Origin of the sequence: Pseudoduganella aquatica (assembly GCF_020865585.1) — a bacterium.
In the GTDB taxonomy this organism is placed as follows: domain Bacteria; phylum Pseudomonadota; class Gammaproteobacteria; order Burkholderiales; family Burkholderiaceae_D; genus Rugamonas; species Rugamonas aquatica_A.
In genome coordinates this window covers 1,228,765-1,246,993 of sequence record NZ_CP086370.1, presented here as the reverse complement: position 1 = coordinate 1,246,993, position 18,229 = coordinate 1,228,765, and the positions used below count along the sequence as shown (strand labels likewise).

General features: G+C 65.1%; 15 protein-coding genes and 1 tRNA gene. 10 read left to right on the top strand and 6 right to left on the bottom strand.

Annotated elements, in window-relative coordinates; genetic code table 11:
- Positions 1–560 precede the first annotated feature (560 nt).
- Positions 561–1,499: a beta-lactamase family protein gene (locus tag KT882_RS05475; RefSeq protein WP_228894784.1), complete on the top strand. Its 939-nt coding sequence runs from the start codon at positions 561–563 to the stop codon at positions 1,497–1,499.
- A gap of 15 nt (positions 1,500–1,514) precedes the next feature.
- Here the strand turns inward: KT882_RS05475 and KT882_RS05470 are convergent, their stop codons facing one another.
- The gene (locus KT882_RS05470; protein ID WP_228894782.1) at positions 1,515–2,969 is read right to left on the bottom strand and encodes a serine hydrolase; all 1,455 of its coding nucleotides are present in this window, start codon (positions 2,967–2,969) and stop codon (positions 1,515–1,517) included.
- A 263-nt stretch (positions 2,970–3,232) separates the two neighbouring features.
- Between KT882_RS05470 and KT882_RS05465 the strand changes: the two genes are divergently transcribed.
- Entirely contained in the window at positions 3,233–3,901 is a 669-nt protein-coding gene (locus KT882_RS05465; protein ID WP_228894781.1) for a PEP-CTERM sorting domain-containing protein, read from the top strand.
- A gap of 65 nt (positions 3,902–3,966) precedes the next feature.
- Here KT882_RS05465 and KT882_RS05460 read toward each other — a convergent pair whose 3' ends face one another.
- Positions 3,967–4,935 (bottom strand): MYG1 family protein, encoded by a 969-nt coding sequence (locus tag KT882_RS05460; RefSeq protein ID WP_161074146.1) that lies wholly within the window; start codon positions 4,933–4,935, stop codon positions 3,967–3,969.
- A 116-nt stretch (positions 4,936–5,051) separates the two neighbouring features.
- On the opposite strand from KT882_RS05460, the gene KT882_RS05455 reads away from it, so the two are divergent.
- The 6 genes from KT882_RS05455 (at position 5,052) to KT882_RS05430 (ending at position 10,428) form a co-directional block, all read left to right on the top strand.
- A tRNA-Phe gene (locus tag KT882_RS05455) sits at positions 5,052–5,127 on the top strand.
- A 127-nt stretch (positions 5,128–5,254) separates the two neighbouring features.
- Complete coding sequence (locus KT882_RS05450; RefSeq protein ID WP_228894780.1) at positions 5,255–5,509, top strand: FitA-like ribbon-helix-helix domain-containing protein; 255 nt, start codon at positions 5,255–5,257, stop codon at positions 5,507–5,509.
- The gene (locus KT882_RS05445) at positions 5,506–5,919 is read left to right on the top strand and encodes a type II toxin-antitoxin system VapC family toxin (RefSeq protein WP_228894779.1); all 414 of its coding nucleotides are present in this window, start codon (positions 5,506–5,508) and stop codon (positions 5,917–5,919) included. Before KT882_RS05450 ends, KT882_RS05445 begins: the two co-directional genes overlap by 4 nt.
- A 102-nt stretch (positions 5,920–6,021) precedes the next feature.
- Complete coding sequence (locus tag KT882_RS05440; protein ID WP_228894778.1) at positions 6,022–8,964, top strand: sensor histidine kinase; 2,943 nt, start codon at positions 6,022–6,024, stop codon at positions 8,962–8,964.
- A gap of 138 nt (positions 8,965–9,102) precedes the next feature.
- A complete protein-coding gene (locus KT882_RS05435) occupies positions 9,103–9,936 on the top strand; it encodes a type 1 glutamine amidotransferase domain-containing protein (protein ID WP_228894774.1) in 834 nt (277 codons plus the stop codon).
- A 150-nt stretch (positions 9,937–10,086) separates the two neighbouring features.
- Positions 10,087–10,428, top strand: a complete 342-nt coding sequence (locus KT882_RS05430) for a DUF1840 domain-containing protein (protein ID WP_267478639.1) — start codon at positions 10,087–10,089, stop codon at positions 10,426–10,428.
- Between the two features lie 12 nt (positions 10,429–10,440).
- On the opposite strand, the gene KT882_RS05425 is transcribed toward KT882_RS05430, so the two are convergent.
- Positions 10,441–11,364, bottom strand: a complete 924-nt coding sequence (locus tag KT882_RS05425) for an AraC family transcriptional regulator (RefSeq protein WP_228894772.1) — start codon at positions 11,362–11,364, stop codon at positions 10,441–10,443.
- Positions 11,365–11,476: 112 nt separating this feature from the next.
- Between KT882_RS05425 and KT882_RS05420 the strand changes: the two genes are divergently transcribed.
- Complete coding sequence (locus KT882_RS05420) at positions 11,477–12,454, top strand: quinone oxidoreductase family protein (RefSeq protein ID WP_228894771.1); 978 nt, start codon at positions 11,477–11,479, stop codon at positions 12,452–12,454.
- Here KT882_RS05420 and KT882_RS05415 read toward each other — a convergent pair.
- On the bottom strand, positions 12,451–12,996 hold the full coding sequence (locus KT882_RS05415; RefSeq protein ID WP_228894770.1) for a YgjV family protein: 546 nt from the start codon (positions 12,994–12,996) through the stop codon (positions 12,451–12,453). The genes KT882_RS05420 and KT882_RS05415 overlap by 4 nt on opposite strands.
- Positions 12,966–14,777 (bottom strand): DUF885 domain-containing protein, encoded by a 1,812-nt coding sequence (locus KT882_RS05410; protein ID WP_228894769.1) that lies wholly within the window; start codon positions 14,775–14,777, stop codon positions 12,966–12,968. Before KT882_RS05410 ends, KT882_RS05415 begins: the two co-directional genes overlap by 31 nt.
- A gap of 108 nt (positions 14,778–14,885) precedes the next feature.
- Between KT882_RS05410 and KT882_RS05405 the strand changes: the two genes are divergently transcribed.
- Positions 14,886–16,673: a tetratricopeptide repeat protein gene (locus KT882_RS05405; protein ID WP_228894768.1), complete on the top strand. Its 1,788-nt coding sequence runs from the start codon at positions 14,886–14,888 to the stop codon at positions 16,671–16,673.
- 94 nt (positions 16,674–16,767) lie between these two features.
- Here the strand turns inward: KT882_RS05405 and KT882_RS05400 are convergent, their stop codons facing one another.
- Positions 16,768–18,228 (bottom strand): SEL1-like repeat protein, encoded by a 1,461-nt coding sequence (locus KT882_RS05400; protein ID WP_228894767.1) that lies wholly within the window; start codon positions 18,226–18,228, stop codon positions 16,768–16,770.
- Between the last annotated feature and the right edge of the window lies 1 nt (position 18,229).

The following is an 18,229-nucleotide window of genomic DNA, read 5'->3' as shown; positions in this document are numbered from 1 at the left end:
AGGACTGGGCGCCAGCCGCGTAAGGGAGGTGGCGCAGCGCTACCCTCAAGTTAAGGTACGGCGAGCCGAAACACCAATAGCTTTGGCTTGGCGGATCTTGACCAGCGCCGCCGGCTGTCACCATTCGCACGGCCTAGCATTTTCCGGCCGGCGAAGTCCAGCTAGCCGAACAGTGCCACCATGCCAAAAAACGGAAACAGTTCGATTCGCAATCCAGTTGTTCAGGTCGCCGAACACAGGGTGACGGCGTCGTCGAACTAGGTATCCATCCACACTGAATTACGCAGATAAGTACAGCCAACGACTTTGCCAATCAGTTCTCTCGGATCAGTAAGCCCTGAGAACGTCTCAGTTGGCGGACGGCAAGAATCAGTGTCGCCTTGAGGGAAAGAGGGGAGGTTCAGGGACATGAGTAGCTGGTTTTGAAGGCGAATGGGTGGTGGTTTTGAAAGCGAACGAGTGGTGGTTTTGAAGGCTATTCGGTGGCTGAGTTGAGGTCGCAGGATGGCCGGTTTTGTTGGCGAACTGCTGGCCGGCTTTCAAGGCGATTGCGTGGCTGAGTGAAAAGCGAAACGGTGGCGGCTTTGAGGCGTTTACTCATCTACAGCAACGCCAACGTATTCCTTCAACAAAAGGTGATCGAACGCGTCAGCGGAACAAGCTATATGAACTTTCTGCGCTCCACACTATTGGCGCGAAGCGGCAGCCAGTTCGCGACACCCGACGGCACAGTATTGGCGCCGCCGATGGCGGGCTCGTTCGACAACGATGGGAAAGACACGACGTTCAGCCAGGGCGACGAAACGCTCTACCTGTCCGCGCACGACCTATACCGTTGGGTATCAGCGCTGCATGCCGGAAAAATCATCAGCCTTGCGTCGCTGCGCCGCTTGGCCGATCGATACGATGCGAATAGCGAGTCAAGCTTGGGTATGGCGGAGTTCGATGCCCAAGGCATCCGTTTGCACCGCCACGACGGCTCAGGGAATAACTACGAGGCAGTAGCCAACTATCTTGGCACCAACGACACCACCATCCTCTTGCTGTCCAATAATCAGAACTTCAAGCTAGGTGAGCTATCGGCGGCGATAGCCGCCATCCTTGACGAGCAGCCATACCAGATACCGAAAAAATCCATCTATCTGGATATTCGCGGGAAGCTGGAACGCCAGTTCGATGACGGGCTGGCGTTTTACCGGGACCTGAAATGGAACAAATCGGAACACTACGACTTCGCAGCGGAAACCGGCGACCTCGTCAGAACGGCAAACTACCTGATGCGGCGCGAACGCTTTGCAGACGCGATCAGCATACTGCACCTGAGCTTGGCGGCCGGAGAGAACAGCAAGCAAGAACAGTCGGGGATCTACGAGTTGCTTGCGGCCTGCCATTCCAGCATCAAACAATATGCGATGACTTCGCTCTACCTGAACCGGGCACTCACGCTCGATCCCGCCAACACGCGCGCAACCCAAGCCTTGGCCAGGTTGCCCAAATAGAGAGTGCCTCCGGCGCTACTGTGCAGATGCTTGATCAAGCACCCGCAACCGCTCGGCAGCATGTGTGTTTAGGGGATTGAGCGCCAGCGAGCGCTTGTAGTTTTGCCGGGCCAGGTCACGCTCGCCGGCCGCCTCGTACACTTCAGCCAAACTGTCGTAGGTGTTGAAGCTGTCCGGATACAGCCGCGTTGCCAAGCTCATTACCGCTACCGCCTGCGCTTTCTGGCCCGCGCCCAGCAAGCGATAACCCCATCCATTCAATTCATCTTCCGACGGCTGGGCGATGCCGGACTGCTTTTTCAGCTGCGCCAATTTTTCATCCAGGCGCTCAAATCCGCTTACGTTCGCCTGCTCCCGCAAACGATAGGTGGCATAGCCCCCGCTGACACTTCTCAGTTCCGGCAAAAAGAAGCTGGCGACGATGTCGATCATTTGCTCCGGCGAGGAGCCGGCCAGATTGGTCAGGATAACGACCGCCAGGTCATGCTCCGGATAGACATAGAACGCCGACCGCATGCCGCCTATGCCGGCCACCGCGCGATACTCCGTGTCGCGGATGGCGGGCCAACCCAGGCTCCACGGTGCTGGCTTGCCGTCATTGAAGCGGCCGCGCTGCCACATTTGCGCCAAGCCCGCCGGCGACACCAGCGCCCCTTTTTGAAGCGCGATAATCCAGTGCGCCAGATCTTGCGCCGTGGAGTTGATCCCCGCCCCGGTTCTCAGCATCGCTGGAAAATCATCCGTGACCTGTTTCAGCGTCTTGCCGTCCGCATCGAACCTGTACGAGGGCGCCTTGTCCGGAATAACGTCATGCACGTCGCCATAGTCCGTTTGCCGCATGCCGGCCGCGTCAAACTGCCGCTGCTGGATGAACTGCGCAAACGGTTGCCCGCTCAGCTGATCGATGATTTTTCCGAGCAGGAGATAATTGGTCTGGTTGTAGCTGAACCGCTCCCCCGGCGCGAAATCCATGGGCAGCGTCTGCACCTGCCGCCATGCCGCGTCAGGGCTGTCGCCCGTCGCCAAGCGCGAGGTTTTCTGGCTGATGATGTCGGGAATGCCCGACGTATGATTCAGCAACTGGGTAATCGTCACCCCTTGCCACGGCCCGGGCAAATCGCTGAGATAGCGCGACACGGGGGCGTTCAGGTCCAGCTTCCCCTGCTCCACCAGCTGCAGGATCGCAACCCCGGTAAAAGACTTGGTCGCGGAATTGATGGAGAACACACTGCGCTTTGTCACCGGCAGGGAATGCGGCAGTTCCGCCAGGCCGAAGGACTTCAGCATGACGATCTTTCCGCCCTTGACCACAGCCAGCTGCAAGCCCGGTATGCGCCGCTCGCGCATTTCGCTTTGCAGGTAGCGGTCGACCTGTCCCTCTACCGATCCGCCCCTCCCCGGCGCGGTGCCGGCGCTAGCCCCGTCCAGCAGAGCAATAAGAAAAACAACTGCAGTCAGGACTCTTTTCATGGGACTCAACTTTCACGCGTAGGGGTTTTTGTCGGTGCCGGCGCGAGTTTAGATTAAGTAGAACAAAATATCTAGTTAACTTTGGCCGCCGGCGGCGTGGCCCGATCCGCCCCAGTTGAGTGTCGGAAAATCTTACACTTTGCCGCGATTCGTCAGCTCAATATTCCTAACTTACTGTTATGTAACGAATATTACTTACATGGAACGTAAATTGCTTTAACGATAGAAATCGAAACCCAACCCTCAAAGAAGGATATGCACCGATGATGTCACTGAAAAAATTCGCGCTCGCCGCCCTGGCCGCCCTTGGACTGTGTGCCGCCCTGCCAAGCGGCGCAGCAACCATTACGATTGCCGCATATGACTACGGCTGGTACGACAACAGCGGCAGCCACACCCCGACCAATATCAACACGCTGTCGGGCAAGTGCTGCGGTGGCAAGCTGCTGCGCGACTTCTTCGCCTTCGACCTGAGCGGCGTGTCTGGCACCGTCACCAGCGCCACGCTGAAGTTTTACACGCTGTATATGGGTAGCAACTCCACGACCGAAACCTGGGAGCTCTACGACGTCACCGGCGATAAGAACGCCCTGGTAGGCGGCACGGGCGGCGTGGCCGCATACAACGACCTCGGCACCGGCAAGATGTACGCATCGACCACCTTCACCAAGGCGACCCAGCAAGGCAGCAACCAGAGCATTGCCCTGAACAGCCTCGCCCTGGCCGATCTGACCGCCAACGCAGGCGGCAAATTCGCTGTGGGCGGGCTGATGCCTACCTTCGGCAACCCCGACGAAGACTGGGTTCTCTGGGGTGGCGCCGCCGCCCAGCTGGTGCTGACGACGCAAACCGTACCTGAACCCGTATCGCTGGCCTTGTTTGGCCTGGGCCTGCTCGGCCTGGCCGCCGCGCGCCGCAAGTCTGCACAGTAAGCCGGCGCCACGCCATATCCTCAGCACACCGGGCATTCAGCCGAATGCCCGGCGCCGTCAACGGCTCAGCACTGAGCCTGCCGCAAACTATCCTCCTCCACCGCCTTGAGCGCCAGCAATGCCATGGCGCGCGCGCCTTCGTAGGACTTGACCGCCGCGATGAATCTGCCGTTGTGGCAGAACGTTGCGTCCGGCACGCCAGTCACCGCCGCCAGTTCCGCATCGCGCAGCCCCGCCCATGCCTCGGGCAAGTCGGCGCGCGCATCGAAACTGCCGGCGCTGACCGGGACAGTGTGCAGCACGTGGCGCTGCTCGGCGATGCTATGGCTGATGACGAACAGCACCTTGGGCATTTCCTTGCGCACCACATGGCTCCAGGGCAGCGCGCTGTTCTTCAGGAAGATAACCCTGCCGTCCTCCAGCACCTCCGCCTGCCGCACCTGCTCCAGCGCGAGCAAGGCGGCAACCCGGTATTTCACCGCGTTGATCAGGACGTCGGTCAGCAACGCCATCGCGCAGCGGAACTGGCTGAGCCGGTATGCGTCCGCCTCGCCGTCGTAGCCCAGCCGCTGCTCGTCCAGCCAGTTCGGATTGAAGCCCGAGATCACCGCCGAGAGGCCATAGCCGCCCGGCGCGCTTTTCGCGGCGCCCACGTCCGACAAATCCAGGTATTGCACGATGTCGGCATCGATGGCGTAGGCGATCTCGCGCGCCTTATCCTCCGGCAGCTCGTGTCCCGCATGCGCGGCGGACAGCGCGGCGACGCAGCGCGCCCCATATTCGCGCCAGACCAGCCCCGCGCTGGCGTAAGGCACACCGCTCTGCCTTGCCGCGCTAAAACCTTTCTGGTGGTGGTCGAAGCGGCCAGAGGCCGGGTCCCAGACGTCGCCGACATCAATGGCGAAGTCCGCCGCTTTGATGACGGCCGGATCGCGCGTGCGGATGATTTCGCTGTCCGGGAACAAGATGTTCAATACGGCGACCGCCCAGGCATCGTCCGCGTGGAACTTGCCGCTGTGTGTGACTATGACCATGGGAATTCCAATCCAAGAATATCAACCACGAATCTTACCCTCTGACGGCCATTTTGCCGTCCACGCAAAACGCGGCTTGGCAAACCCGGATCCGCCTGCTATAATTGCGCGCTCTTGGCCTGGTAGCTCAGTTGGTAGAGCAGAGGATTGAAAATCCTTGTGTCGGTGGTTCGATTCCGCCCCGGGCCACCAAGAATTCAGAAAGCCACCTTCGGGTGGCTTTTTTGCGTCCGGCGACGACCAAGCGCCTTGCAGTCCTGCATGCAATTTCCTAGTATGAATGCATTGAATGCATTGAATGCAGTTTAAGGGAAACGCTATGGCTATGCTTACAATACGCAACCTACCCGAAGATGTGCACCGTGCATTGCGGGTGAGGGCCGCACTGCACGGGCGCAGCACCGAGGCGGAGGTTCGTGAAATACTGGCCAGTGCGGTGAAGCCCGAAGCCCGCGTCCGCATGGGAGACGCGCTCGCCGCCCTGGGACGGGAGATAGGCATCACGGATGACGATCTTGAAACCATGATCCAAACCCGGGACAAAACACCGGCCGAGCCGCCGAGGTTTGAATGATCATTCTCGACACGAACGTTATTTCGGAGGCGATGAAGGCCGCGCCCCACCCTGCGGTCCAAGCCTGGCTGAACAATCAGGCCGCCGAGACTCTGTATCTATCCAGCGTTACCCTTGCCGAGCTACTGTTCGGCATCCACTCACTCCCAGCCGGCAAGCGGCAGGACTTACTGACGCGAGCCCTTGACGCTCTTCTGGGACTATTCAAGGGTCGCATACTTCCTTTTGATACTGACGCGGCCCGGCACTACGCCGAACTGGCAGTTGCAGCCAAGGCCGCAGGGCATGGATTTCCCATGCCAGACAGCTACATCGCCGCCATTGCAGATTCTCGGAAATTCATCGTGGCATCGCGCGACACGGCCCCCTATGAGGCGGCGGGCCTGACGGTTGTCAATCCTTGGGCCTAGCTGCAGGCGGCGATCTTAAAATGGCAGCGCACGCGCCAACCTGCCGACGCCCGATCCGGCTTCCGGGTAATATTGATGCTTTGCTGCATGCAAGGCAATCCCATGTTTAACCATCGCTGGGCAGCGCTCATGCTTTACTGGCTGCTCGCGCTGGCCGCCCACGCCACCGAATTGCAGCCTGACGGGCAGTCTTACCAGCGGCGCCGCTGGACCCAGGCGGACGGCGCGCCCCAGCAGGCCCTGACCGCAACCCAGACCGACGACGGCATGTTGTGGTTCGCGTCCGCAGTGGGGCTCTACAACTTCGACGGCATGCGCTTCCGCAAAGTGAGCAAGGTGTACGGCCACGACCTGCGGTCGACCAACGTCATGTCCACGCACAAGGTGGCGGGCGCCCTGGCCGTCGGCTACTACTTCGGCGGCCTGAGCCTGTTCACGCCGGAGCGCGCCACGCACTACGCCGCCGGCCGGGGCTTTCCGCGCGGCTCAGTGATGGACATCACCACGGACAAGAACAATGTCATGTATGTCGCCACCAGCAGCGGCGTGGTCACGCTGCAGGACGGAAAATGGCTGCCGGTGGGGCAAGACTCGCTGCCCAAAGGCTCGGTGCGCTGGGTCAATCACGATAAGGCCGGCCGGTTGTGGGTGAATATCGCATCCGAAAATTATGTCCGCCCGCTTGGCAGCGAGCGCTTTGTCCACGCGCAGGTTCCGCCGAAGTCCCGGGTCACCTGGTGCACGGATGGCATGTACTTCAAACCGCCCGGCCAGCAGTACCAGGTGCTGGACATACAAGCCGCGCCGCGCCCTGCCCCGCTTGATCAGCCGGCGCGGTACCAGAGCTCGCCGATACCCGGGCCGCACGGCACGCTGTGGGCTACGCGCGAGGACGGGCTGGTGCGGCTGGCGCCCGGCAGCGACGGCGTGCTGCGCGCCGCCGAACTTTTCCCCACCGGGACGGAGCGCGACACCATCTACACCAGCACCACGATAGACCGCGAAAACAATCTATGGCTGCTGACCCCGGGCGGGGTGGAACGCTACCGCCGCCACCGCTTCCACCGTCTGCCGGCTCCGGTCAACGCCTTTTACTGGCTGGCGCAGCGCGGCTTTGGCGACGAGCTCTGGCTGGGCGCCGCCAAGGCGCCGCTGGCACGCCTGAAGAGCGACGGCAGCCGGCAGGAGACCACGCTGGACGCCCCCCACACCTTGCTGCGGCTGGCGCCCGACTTGGTGTGGGTTGGCACTGCCGATGCGCTGTGGGAGTTCCATGGCGACACGCAGCAACGCTGGGATTTGCCGGCCGGCATGGAGCCGAGCAAGCAAATCCAGGCGCTGGCGGCGGGACAAGGGGGGCGCCTGCTGGTGTCCATTACCCGCAGCGGCCTCTGGACCTTCGAGCATGGCCAGTGGGAGCAAGACCAGCGCCTGCGCGGGCAGGAGGATGCGACGCCGATCAGCATGCTCACCGGCGCCAACGGCAAGACCTGGCTGGGCATGACGAACAACCGCCTGGCCGAACTCAGCGCAACCGAAGCGCGGCTGCTGCCCGCCAGCGCCGGGCTGCGGATCGGCAATGTGCTCAGCCTGCTAGACGTGGGCGGCAAACTGCTGGCGGGGGGCGAGCAGGGTGTGGCCTGGATCGAAGGCGGCCGCGCGCACGCCATGAAACTGCAGCAGCCGGACAGCCTGCAGCGCGTCACCGGCATGGTGCTGGACCGGCAAGGCAATCTTTGGCTGCACAGCAATGACGGGCTGCACCGCATCCCGGCGCAGGACCTCGCGCGCTACTGGAGTGCGCCGCAAACGGCACTGCAGGCCGAGCTGTTCAACTTCGAGGACGGCGTCACCGGCATGGCGGCGCAGGCCCGGCCGCAGCCCTCGCTAGCACTGGCGCACGACGGCCGCCTGTACTACGCCACGATTACGGACGTGGGCTGGATCGATCCGGCCAGCATCCCGCGCAATCCACGCGCGCCCACCGTGCTGCTGCAATCGCTGCGCACACCCGAGCAGGAATATCTGCCGGCCGACAAGCTCGTGCTGCCGCAGCAGACCAGCGCGATCGAATTGAGCTTCACCGCCGCCGCCTTGTCGATCCCGGAGCGGGTGCGCCTGAAGTTCCGCCTCGACGGCGTCGACCAGGACTGGCGCGAAGCCGGGCCGGAGCGCCGCGCGCAGTACACCAACCTGCCGCCCGGCCCCTACCGCTTCCGCGTCATCGCCGCCAACGAGGACGGCGTGTGGAACCTCGAAGGCGCCCAGTTCAGCTTCCGGATCGAGCCCGCGTTCTGGCAGACGGCCTGGTTCCACCTGGCTTGTGCGCTGGTCCTGCTAGCGGCGGCCGCACTGCTGTACCGCTGGCGGGTGTCCGTGATACGGCGCCGCGCCGAACAATATATCGCGCTGCGCATGGATGCCACGCTGCAGGAGCGCGGCCGGATTGCGCGCTCGCTGCACGACAATCTGCTGCAGGCGGTGCAAGCGCTGCTGCTGCGTTTCCACGTGGTCGAGCAAAAGCTGGCGCAGCAGCCGGAATTGCAGCGCCTGGCCGGCCAGGCGCTCGACTACGCCGAGTCGCTGGTGGCCAGCACCCGCGACGAAGTCATGGAGCTGCGCCGCGCGCCCGGCGTGGACGAATTGTTCGCCGCACTGCGCGACGCGGCCGCGCAAGCGGCGCCCGGCGCGGAACAGCGCCTGAGCTTTACGGTGACCGGCCAGCCGCGCCAGCTACGCGCCGAGGCGGGGCCGGAGTTGGCCTGCGTGCTGCGCGAGGCTGTGCTGAACAGCGTGCTGCACGCCCAGGCCCGGCATATCGACGTGCGCCTGGCCTTCCTCGACACCGGCTTGCAGGCCGAGGTCTGCGACGACGGCGTCGGCATCGATCCGGCAGTCGCGCGGCACGGCAAAAGCGGCCACTGGGGCATTACCGGCATGCGCGAGCGCATCGGCCGCCTGGGCGGAGAGGTCGAAATCGGCAAGGGCCCGGCGGGCGGCACCGCAGTCCGACTGGCCTTGTCCATGCTGCAAGCCTACGCCTGATGCAGGCTCCAGCGCCGCATCAATTATTACGCCACGTAACAAGTGAAGTAAATCCTACGACATTTACAGCCTTTGGCGTTTGCAATACGCTGTGTACATCGGAGGGCAAGCCGCCCTCCTCACACTCAGGAGTTGTAAATGAAAAAGACCATCATCGCTGGCCTGCTGGCCGCCGCCGCCAATTTCGCCACCGCCGGGACCGTACTGGTCGTGGTATCCGACCAGGACAAGCTCAACCTCCAGGACGGCAAAGTCATGCAGACTGGCTTCTTCCTCAACGAGTTGATGGAGCCGGTGCAGACCTTCATCGCCGCCGGCCACACGGTGGTGTTCGCAACGCCGAGCGGCAAAGCGCCGTCGGCCGACCAGAAGTCGGACGATGTGAGCTTCTTCGGCGGCAATGAGAAGGCGCGCCAGGAAAGCAAGGCGCTGCTGGCCACGCTCAAATTGACGGCCAAGACCGGCTCGCCGGCCATCAGCCTGGCGCAAGTGAAGAAGATCGGCTACGACAAGTTCGACGCCGTGTTTGTGCCGGGCGGCCATATCCCAATGCAGGACCTGCTGAAGAACAAGGACCTGGGCGAGCTGCTGACCAACTTCCACAACAACAGCAAAACCACCGGCCTGACCTGCCACGGCACCATCGCCCTGCTGTCCACCGTTCCCGATGCGCACGGCTACGTGGCCAAACTGGAAGCGGGCCAGCGTCCGCAGCCGTCTCAGTGGATTTACAAGGACTACAAGATGACGGCCTTCACCAATGAAGAAGAAGAACAGGCCAAGGGTTTCCTGAACGGCGGCCACATGAAGTTGTTCCCGCAGGATGGCCTGGTTGCAGCCGGCGCCAACTTCGTCGAGGCCAAGGCGTGGAGCGAGAACGTGGTGGAGGACCGCGAACTGATCTCGGGCCAGAACCCGCAGTCGGCCAAGGCAGTTGCGCTGGCCATGGTGAAAAAGCTGGCGCGCCCTTAAAAGCCGCTTAAGCGGGCCGAATTCATTTGGGAATTCGGCCAAACGGGGCTAATGTCACCTCAGCAGGCAGCGCACATTGAAGCGGCTGCCTGGCTGAACGCAGTGCATTTGCAACGTCATCGTGTATGACCTGACCAGGAAATTGTGCGTATGTTAATTTCATTCAAATCCAAGTCCTCCCCGGAAGTGTTGATGTATCAGGAACATGCAGAGCGCATCCTGCGGCTGCTGCACAAGAGCCCGCAGCGCGGCGTCATCACGGCTGCGGAAGCCACCCAGGCGCTCTCGCTGCTGGAGCAGGAAGTGGCCTTCACCAAGGAACACCCGAAGCAGGACGTGGAGCACGACGTCCATACGCCCGAACAGGAAGAAGGCGAAAGCGCGGAACACGCGGCTTTGCAGCGGGTGAGCTTCTCAGCCCGCGCTTTTCCGCTCCTGGAAATGCTGCGCTCGGCCAGCCAGCAAAACGAATACATCATGTGGGGCGTCTGAGCTGCAACTGCCTCACCGAACGCCTTGTAGGCCCACCTTGCGGAACGCGCCCGGCGTCATGGCGGTTTCGCGGCGGAACACACGGTTGAAGGCGGCCACGGACTCATAGCCAACCTGGCGCGCCACCTCGGACAAGGCGGCATTCCCCTGCTGCAGCAAGCGCGTTGCGCAGTGCATGCGCCACTGGGTCAGATAGTCGAGCGGCGACTGGCCCACCACCGTTTTGAAGCGGGCCGCAAAGCCGGAGCGCGACATGCCGGCCGTGCGCGCCAGCGATTCCACGGTCCAGTCCTGCGCCGGCGCGCCGTGCATGGCCTCCAGTGCCAGCGCCAGGTTGCGGTCGGCAATGGCGCCCAGCCAGCCGCGCGTGGGGCCGCCCGGCTGCATGGAGTAGGCGCGGATCGCATGCACGAACAACAGCTCGAACAGGCGGCTCACCACCGCTTCCGCCCCCATGCCGGGCGACTCCGTCTCCAGCGCCAGCATCTCCAGCACCGACTGGAACGCCAGGCTGCGGTGCTGGTCCAGCTTCAGGCACAGCAGCGGAGGCAGCACCCGCATCAACGGCCCCGCCTCCAGCGCGTCCAGCGCAAACCAGCCGCTGATGAAGGTGGTCACCGCGCCGCCCCCGCCCACCTGGATATGGTTCCCGACCCGCAGCTTCTCCACCTCCACGCAGTCGATCAGGGCCGAGTCCTCGCGGTCGACCAGGCGGTAGGGGCTGTCGTCCAGCTTGATGAACACGTCGCCGCTGCGCAGCGCGATCGGCTGCGGGCTGCCGGGCGTGGACAGGATCGCCGAGCCGCGCACCAGCAGCACAAAGTTCACGCCGCCCTCGCCCGGCGAATTTACGCCCCAGGGCGCGCTGGCGTCCATGCGGGTGAAATTGGCCTGGCGGATGCGCAGGCCGGAGAGGATGTCGGTCAAAGGATCCATATTTCTTCAGTTCTGGACGAGTGGGCAACAGATATGGACTTTCGGCGATTGATCGTCCTGATACTCATTCCTATTATAGACGTCACCACCAATCTGTAAAAAGGAAGCGAACATGAAGGCAGTTGTGATGAACGACATCGGCGGCATCGATGCAATGGCGCACGTGGAGCGGCCGGAGCCCGTGGCAGGCGCGGGAGAAGTGCTGGTGCAAGTGGCTGTGGCGGGCGTGAATTTCATGGATATCGGCGTGCGCCAGGGCATGGCCTGGAACGAGATGCCGAATCCGAAAATCCTCGGCGTGGAAGGCGCGGGCCGCGTGCTTGCGCTGGGCGAAGGCGTGGAAGGCTTCACCCTGGGCCAGCGCGTGGCCTGGGTCTACGCGCCCGGCAGCTACGCGGAAAAGATCGCGATCCCCGCCGCGTCGCTGGTGCCCGTTCCGCACGGCATAAGCGACCAGACCGCTGCGGCGGTGATGATGCAGGGCCTGACCGCCAGCCATTTCGCGACAGACTTCTATCCCGTCCAGCCGGGCGACATCGCTTTCGTGCACGCGGCGGCCGGGGGAGTGGGGCTGCTGCTAAGCCAGATCATCAAGCTGCGCGGCGGGCGCGTCATCGGCCGCGTGTCGTCGCAGGCCAAAGTGGCGGCGGCCAAGGCGGCCGGCGCGGAGCACGTGATCGTCGATGCCGAGGGCAATTTCGCCGAAGAGGCGCGCCGGCTGTCCGGCGGCGAAGGCGTGCATGTGGTGTTCGACGGCTCCGGCCCGTCCACCTTCCAGGGCTCGCTGGACGTGCTGCGGCGCTCGGGCACGTTCTGCTGGTACGGCCCGGTGCTGGGCGGGCCGGGGCCGCTCGACATCATGAGCCTGCCCAAGAGCATCAAGCTGGGCTACGCGGTGTTCATGGACCACATCCATACGCCGGAGCTGCTGCGCGCGCGCACGGAGCAGCTGTTCGGCTGGATCCTCGAGGGCAAGCTGGCTGTCCATATCGGCGGCGTCTATCCGCTGGCGGATGCGGCCCAGGCCCATGCGGACATGGCGAGCCGCGCCACCACCGGCAAGCTGCTGCTCCTGCCTGGCGCGGCCTAGGCGGTTTGCGCCGCCTTGTCCCGGCGCGCCATGCGCCAGATTGTGCTCAGGTTGACGGCGGCCACCACCACTTCCAGTGCGCTGCCGCCTATCGATCCGGCGATCACATTGTTGGCGATCCACAGGCATGTCCCGCACAGCATCACCAGCCGCATGGGGATGCCTTGCAGCTGGAACAGCGCATACGTTCCCAGGCAGGACGCAGCCAGCGGCAGCCAGTCGCTGGGCTGCTTCGCCAGCGCCACGCCCAGGGCCAGGTTGGCGGCGATCACCGCCACCATCACCCACACGGAACGCGTGCGCAGCGCCAGCAGGGAACGCAGCATGGACATGGTGGAGCTGGCCACCGCCGTCGGATTGCCAAGCAGCGCAAAGTGCACCACGTAGGCCAGGCATTCGCCGGCCATGAACAGCTTGAAGCGGCGGTCGCTGGTTTGCAGGAAGGAACCAACACCGAGCACAAACGCCACGTAGCCGACGCACTGCGCCGGCGAGAACCAGTCCGCCATCATCACGCCGCAGCCTTGGTATCGGCTATCCACTGGGCCACGATCTTGGCCAGCACGTCCATCGGCACCGAGCCTGCGCGCAGCACCACGTCGTGGAAGGCGGGCAGCGTGAAGCGCTCGCCGAGCGCGCTGCGGGCCTGCTCGCGCAGTTCGAGTATGCGCAGCATGCCGAGCAGGTAGGCGCAGGCCTGGCCGGGGTTGGCCACGTAGCGGTCCACCTCGGACGCGGGCATGCCGTAGTCGATGGCTTGCTGGCGCGTCCAACCCTTGGTGTGCAGGCCGGTGTCCACCACCAGGCGGCGCGCGCGGAACAGCTGCTCGGCCAGGCCGCCCAGCATGCCCACCGTGTCGCCATCGTACCAGCCCTGCTCCATCGCCAGCTGCTCCACGTACAAGGCCCAGCCTTCGCTGTTGGCGCTGCCGCCGCTGAAGATGCGGCGCGCGCGGTACTTGGGCAGGTCCGCCATTTCCTGCTGCAGCGCGATCTGGAAATGGTGGCCCGGCACGCCCTCGTGATAGGCCAGCGTGCGCATCACCACCATCTCATATTCCGGGCCGGGCAGCGGCATCCAGAACACGCCCGGACGGCTGCCGTCCGGCGCCGGCGGCGTGTAGTGCGCGGAGCTGGTGGTTTCGGTCAGCGCCGGTTCGCGCCGCACTTCGATGGGCGCGCGCGGCTTCAGGTTGAACAGGGCCGCGCTGCGCTGTTCGGCGTCGCGCAGCAGCTCGGCGTAGCGCGCCAGCATGGCCGGGCGCGGGTCGGGCGTGCTGGCAGGCTGCAGCGATTTGTCCAGCTTCACCATGCGCTGCTGGATGCTGCCTTCGGCGTAGCCGAGCTGGCGCAGGTATTTGTCCATCTCCCCTTCGATGCGGGCCACCTCGCGCAAGCCTATGCCGTGCACCTGCTCCGCGTTCAGGCTGGTGCCGGCGTTGCGCGCCAGCAGATAGTCGTAAGCGGCGGCGCCGTTCGGCAGGCGCGAGATGCCGGCTTCGTTGCCGGTGCGCGGATGCAGCTCCGCCAGCATGGCCTGCACGCGGGCGTAGGCCGGGCGTATGCCCTTGTCCACGATGCGGGTGGCGCGCGCGATGGCGGCGCTGCGGGCTTGCGGCGTGAGGTCCGCAATCTTTGCGCTGCGCTCGGCCAGCGAGGCCACCAGCACATTGTCCCCGGCTGCGGGCTTGAGGAAGGCGGCCACCTGCTGCTGCGCCTTCTCCAGGATGAAGCGCGGCGGCAGCAGCGAGCGTGCGGCGGCGGAGCGCGCCATGGCGATGGCTTCGTCCAGCCGCGCCGGGGCCAGCTCCAGGCGCGCCAGGTAGCTGTCCACGTCGGCCGCGCGGCGCATGGGGTGCAGCTGCGTCATCAGGCGCGGCAGCGCAACTTGCGGGCCGCCCAGCTGGGAGAAGATGAACAGGTGGTCCTGGAAAGGCCGGCCGGCCAGTTCGTTGGACAGCGTCCAGCGCATGGTCTCGGCCGAGGCGCGCTGGGTGGCGCTGAGCGGGCCGGCGAGGAAGACGTCCAGCCTGGCCAGGCCCTCGCGCGCCAATGCTGCCTGGCGGTCGCGGGCGGCCTGCGTGACCGGCGCCAGGAGCCGGTCCAGCTGGTCCTGTTCGGCGCCGGAAAAATACTGGCTGGCCGTCGTGTACTCGGGGTTCAGGCGCATGTAGTAGTCGGCAAAGCCTTCCGACCATTTGTCGAATGCGGCCACGGGGGCAATGGCGGGAGCCGCTGCGGGGGCCGCCACGGCGGCCTGCACCGGCACACCGGCCGTAATGATTGCGAGAGGGAGCAGTACAGTACCGAAACGTAGCGACATGATGGCCTTTCTATGGAGTGCGCCATTATATTCCGCCTGACCGCGCTTGCCTTTCGATCCCCGTCTCCTAAACTCCAGAGATTCCAACAAAAACGGAAGGAGAGCGCCATGCCTTGCCCACGCATATACACCGCCGCCGCCCTGCTGTCGCTCTGTCCGGTGGCGCTGACGCAGGCGGAAAGCTCCGCCCCCGGCTTCGATCCGCTATTCAGCTCGCAGGCCATGTGCACGGCGGCCCAGGCCGGACGGCCTCCCCTGCTGCTGGCCATGCTGGCCGCGCAGACCGAAACCGCGCCCTTCCGCCCGGCCCAGCAGGAGCGCAAGCCCGCCGCCGCAAGCGATCCGCCCTTGTACGACAATCTGGGCAGCCTGCACCTGCCGGTCAGCACCACCAACGCACGCGCCCAGGCCTACTTCGACCAGGGCCTGCGCCTGCTGTTCGGGTTCAACCACGCGGAAGCGGCGCGCGCCTTCCGCGCCGCCCAGCGCCACGATCCCGGCTGCGCCATGTGCTACTGGGGCGAGGCCCTGGTGCTCGGCCCCAACATCAACGCGCCCATGTTCCCGGAAGCGGTGCAGCCCGCCGCCGCTGCGGCAGCCAAGGCCGCCAGCCTGGCCGCGCGCGCCACGCCGGCCGAGCAGGCGCTGATACGCGCGGTGGCCCAGCGCTACCAGTCCCCTGCGCCGGACAGCCGCGCCCAGCTGGACGCGGCCTACGCCAACGCCATGGCCGAGGCGGCGCGCGCCTTCCCCAATCACGACACCACCCAGGTGCTGTTCGCCGAGTCCCTGATGGATTTGTCGCCGTGGGACTACTGGGAGGCGGCCGGCACGCGCGGCAAGGGCCGCACGCCGGAGATGGTGGACGCGCTGGAGCGCGTGCTGGAGCGCAGCCCCACCCATCCCGGCGCGGTGCACTACTACATCCACGCCATGGAAGCGTCCAGCCATCCGGACAAGGCGCTGCCCTATGCCCGCACCCTGGCGCGCCAGATTCCGGGCGCCGGCCACCTGGTCCACATGCCCTCGCATATCTACTACCGCGTGGGCCTGTACCGGGAAGCGCTGCAGTCCAACCTGGATGCGATGGCCATCGACGAGCAGTACTTTGGCAAGTCCGGGAGCGACGCCGTCTACAAGGGCGCCTACTATCCGCACAACATCCACTTCGCCATGGTGTCCGCGCTGATGGGCGGCGACGGCCCGACAGCGCTGGCCTCCGCCGCCAAGCTGGACAAATCGGTCCCGGTGGAAGCGCTGCCCAGCTTTGCCGGCATGCAGGCGGTGAAGGCCGCGCCCTACTTCTCGCACGTGCAGTTCAGCAGCCCCGAGCAGCTGATCGCCCTGCCCGCGCCCGACCCGCAGTTTGTGCTGGTGCGCGCCATGTGGCACTACGCGCGCGCGGTCGGCTACGCGCGCAAGGGCATGCAGTCGAACAGCCAGGGGGAGATTGATGCATTGGCGGCCATCGAGCGCGGCGGCGACTTCAAGCCGCTCGCCGACTGGGGCGTGCCGGGACAGGACATAGTGCGCACCGCGCGCGCGGTCGCCACCGGCCGCCTGGCCGAAGCGCGCGGCGACCTGCCCGCCGCCATCAAGGCCTACGAGGAAGGGGTGGCCTTGCAGGACGCGCTGCCCTACACCGAGCCGCCGTACTGGTACTACCCGGTGCGCCAGTCGCTGGGCGCGGCCCTGCTGCGGGCCGGCCGGCTGGATGACGCGGAGGCCGCGTTCCGCGCCTCGTTCGCGCGCACGCCGAGCAACGGCTGGGCGCTGCGCGGCCTGGTGGAGGTGTACCGCCTGCGCGGCGACAAGCCAGCGCTGGCGGCTGCGCAGAAGCGCTTCGACGCCACCTGGCTGGGCCGGCGCGGCGGGCCGGAGCTGTCGCGCCTGTAGCGGCGCTGCGGCGCGGAGCGTGCCGGGCGGCTATGGCGGGTTACGCCGCGCTCGGCGCGCCCCGCTAACCCGCCCTACGGGATGTGTGGCACTCTCAGCGTTTTACCGTCGGTTTGAGCACCGCGTCGGCGCGCTGCTTTTCCTGCGCGGTCAGGCGCGGTCCCACCGACGCCAGCGCCGCGTCGGCATCGGCGTAGCCGGCCGCCTTGGCGAGGCTGAACCAGACATAGGCCACCGCCATGTCCTTGCTGCCGCCCTGGCCTTCCATCGTCATCACGGCCAGGTTGAACATGGCGTCCGCCTGTCCCTGCTTGGCTGCTTCGTTGAACAGCTTGCGCGCGGTGGAATAGTCCTGCGGCACCAGCTTGCCCTCGTAGAAGTAGGTCGCCAGCGCGCCTTCCGCAGCCGGGTGGCCTTTCACGGCGGCCTGCTTGTACAGCGCTATGGCGCGCTGCTGGTCCGGCGCCACGCCGTAGCCCAGGTCATACATGCGGGCGGCGGCGTAGATCGATTCCACGTGGCCGGCCTTGGCGGCGGCGCTGAAATAGGCGCCCGCCATCTTGTAGTCCTTGGGCAGGCCCTCGTCGCCGTTGTAGTACAGGCGGCCCAGTTCATACAGCGCCGGCAGATAGCCTTCCTCGCCCGCCTGCTGCAGGCTGGCGCGCGCCTTGGCCACGTCGCGGCCGCCGCCATAGCCGGTCAGGAAGGCCATGCCCAGCAGGTTCGCGGCGGGTGCGAAGCCCACGTCGGCCGCCTTGGCGTACCAGCGGCGCACCTCGGCGCCATTTTTCGGCACGCCTATGCCCACCAGGTTGATCTTCGCCAGCAGCATGATCGCTTCCACGCGATCGTTGATCAATTCAGGCTGGGCGGGGTCGAATTTCATGCGGTCAAAGACCGGGTGGTAAGGCTTGTCCACCACCTGCTCCAGCCAGTAGATCGCCAGCTTGGTGTCGCGCGGCGTGCCCATGCCATACAGGTGCATTTTGCCCAGCATCAGGGCGGCTTCGCCGTAACCTATCTTGTCCCAGGCCAGCTTGAACTGCTGCTGCGCGGTGGCGTAGTCCTGCTGGTCCATCGCGACGAAGGCGTTGGCCAGGCTTTTGTCCTTGCGCATGATGCGGTTGCGGGCGACTGCAATCCGCGAATCGGCCGCACCGCATTGCGACGTGTCGGTGATCTCCGGCATGGCGAAATCGGACGACGCCGCGCGCCGGTCGTCTATGGTGGACACGTCGCCTGCCGGACTGTTCTCGCTCAGGCGCTGCGCGCCGTCCGCCTGGCCTCCGTGGTTGAAGTCGCTCATATAGCGCAGCATGGTCTCGTCGTCGGCCGCGCTGTAGCCGCTCATGAAGGCGCAGGAGGACGCATGGTTGGGCGACAGGGTCTTGCTTCGCGCGGCAATAATCTCGCGCGGGTCGCCCGCTGCGTTGCGCTTGCCCGCCACCGTAACCGATGAGGAAGGCTCCGCAGCTTGTTGCTGCGCCTGCACCGTGAAGGCCGGCAGAGCCAGCAGCAGCGCCAGAGTGAGGTTCGGTGTGCGGAAAGGCATCATA

Excerpts from the sequence above, each read along its gene's own strand:
- KT882_RS05470 (WP_228894782.1), bottom strand. The coding sequence starts at position 2,969 with ATGAAAAGAGTCCTGACTGCAGTTGTTTTTCTTATTGCTCTGCTGGAC.
- KT882_RS05465 (WP_228894781.1), top strand. The coding sequence starts at position 3,233 with ATGATGTCACTGAAAAAATTCGCGCTCGCCGCCCTGGCCGCCCTTGGA.
- KT882_RS05460 (WP_161074146.1), bottom strand. The coding sequence starts at position 4,935 with ATGGTCATAGTCACACACAGCGGCAAGTTCCACGCGGACGATGCCTGG.
- KT882_RS05450 (WP_228894780.1), top strand. The coding sequence starts at position 5,255 with ATGGCTATGCTTACAATACGCAACCTACCCGAAGATGTGCACCGTGCA.
- KT882_RS05445 (WP_228894779.1), top strand. The coding sequence starts at position 5,506 with ATGATCATTCTCGACACGAACGTTATTTCGGAGGCGATGAAGGCCGCG.
- KT882_RS05440 (WP_228894778.1), top strand. The coding sequence starts at position 6,022 with ATGTTTAACCATCGCTGGGCAGCGCTCATGCTTTACTGGCTGCTCGCG.
- KT882_RS05435 (WP_228894774.1), top strand. The coding sequence starts at position 9,103 with ATGAAAAAGACCATCATCGCTGGCCTGCTGGCCGCCGCCGCCAATTTC.
- KT882_RS05430 (WP_267478639.1), top strand. The coding sequence starts at position 10,087 with ATGTTAATTTCATTCAAATCCAAGTCCTCCCCGGAAGTGTTGATGTAT.
- KT882_RS05425 (WP_228894772.1), bottom strand. The coding sequence starts at position 11,364 with ATGGATCCTTTGACCGACATCCTCTCCGGCCTGCGCATCCGCCAGGCC.
- KT882_RS05420 (WP_228894771.1), top strand. The coding sequence starts at position 11,477 with ATGAAGGCAGTTGTGATGAACGACATCGGCGGCATCGATGCAATGGCG.
- KT882_RS05410 (WP_228894769.1), bottom strand. The coding sequence starts at position 14,777 with ATGTCGCTACGTTTCGGTACTGTACTGCTCCCTCTCGCAATCATTACG.
- KT882_RS05405 (WP_228894768.1), top strand. The coding sequence starts at position 14,886 with ATGCCTTGCCCACGCATATACACCGCCGCCGCCCTGCTGTCGCTCTGT.
- KT882_RS05400 (WP_228894767.1), bottom strand. The coding sequence starts at position 18,228 with ATGATGCCTTTCCGCACACCGAACCTCACTCTGGCGCTGCTGCTGGCT.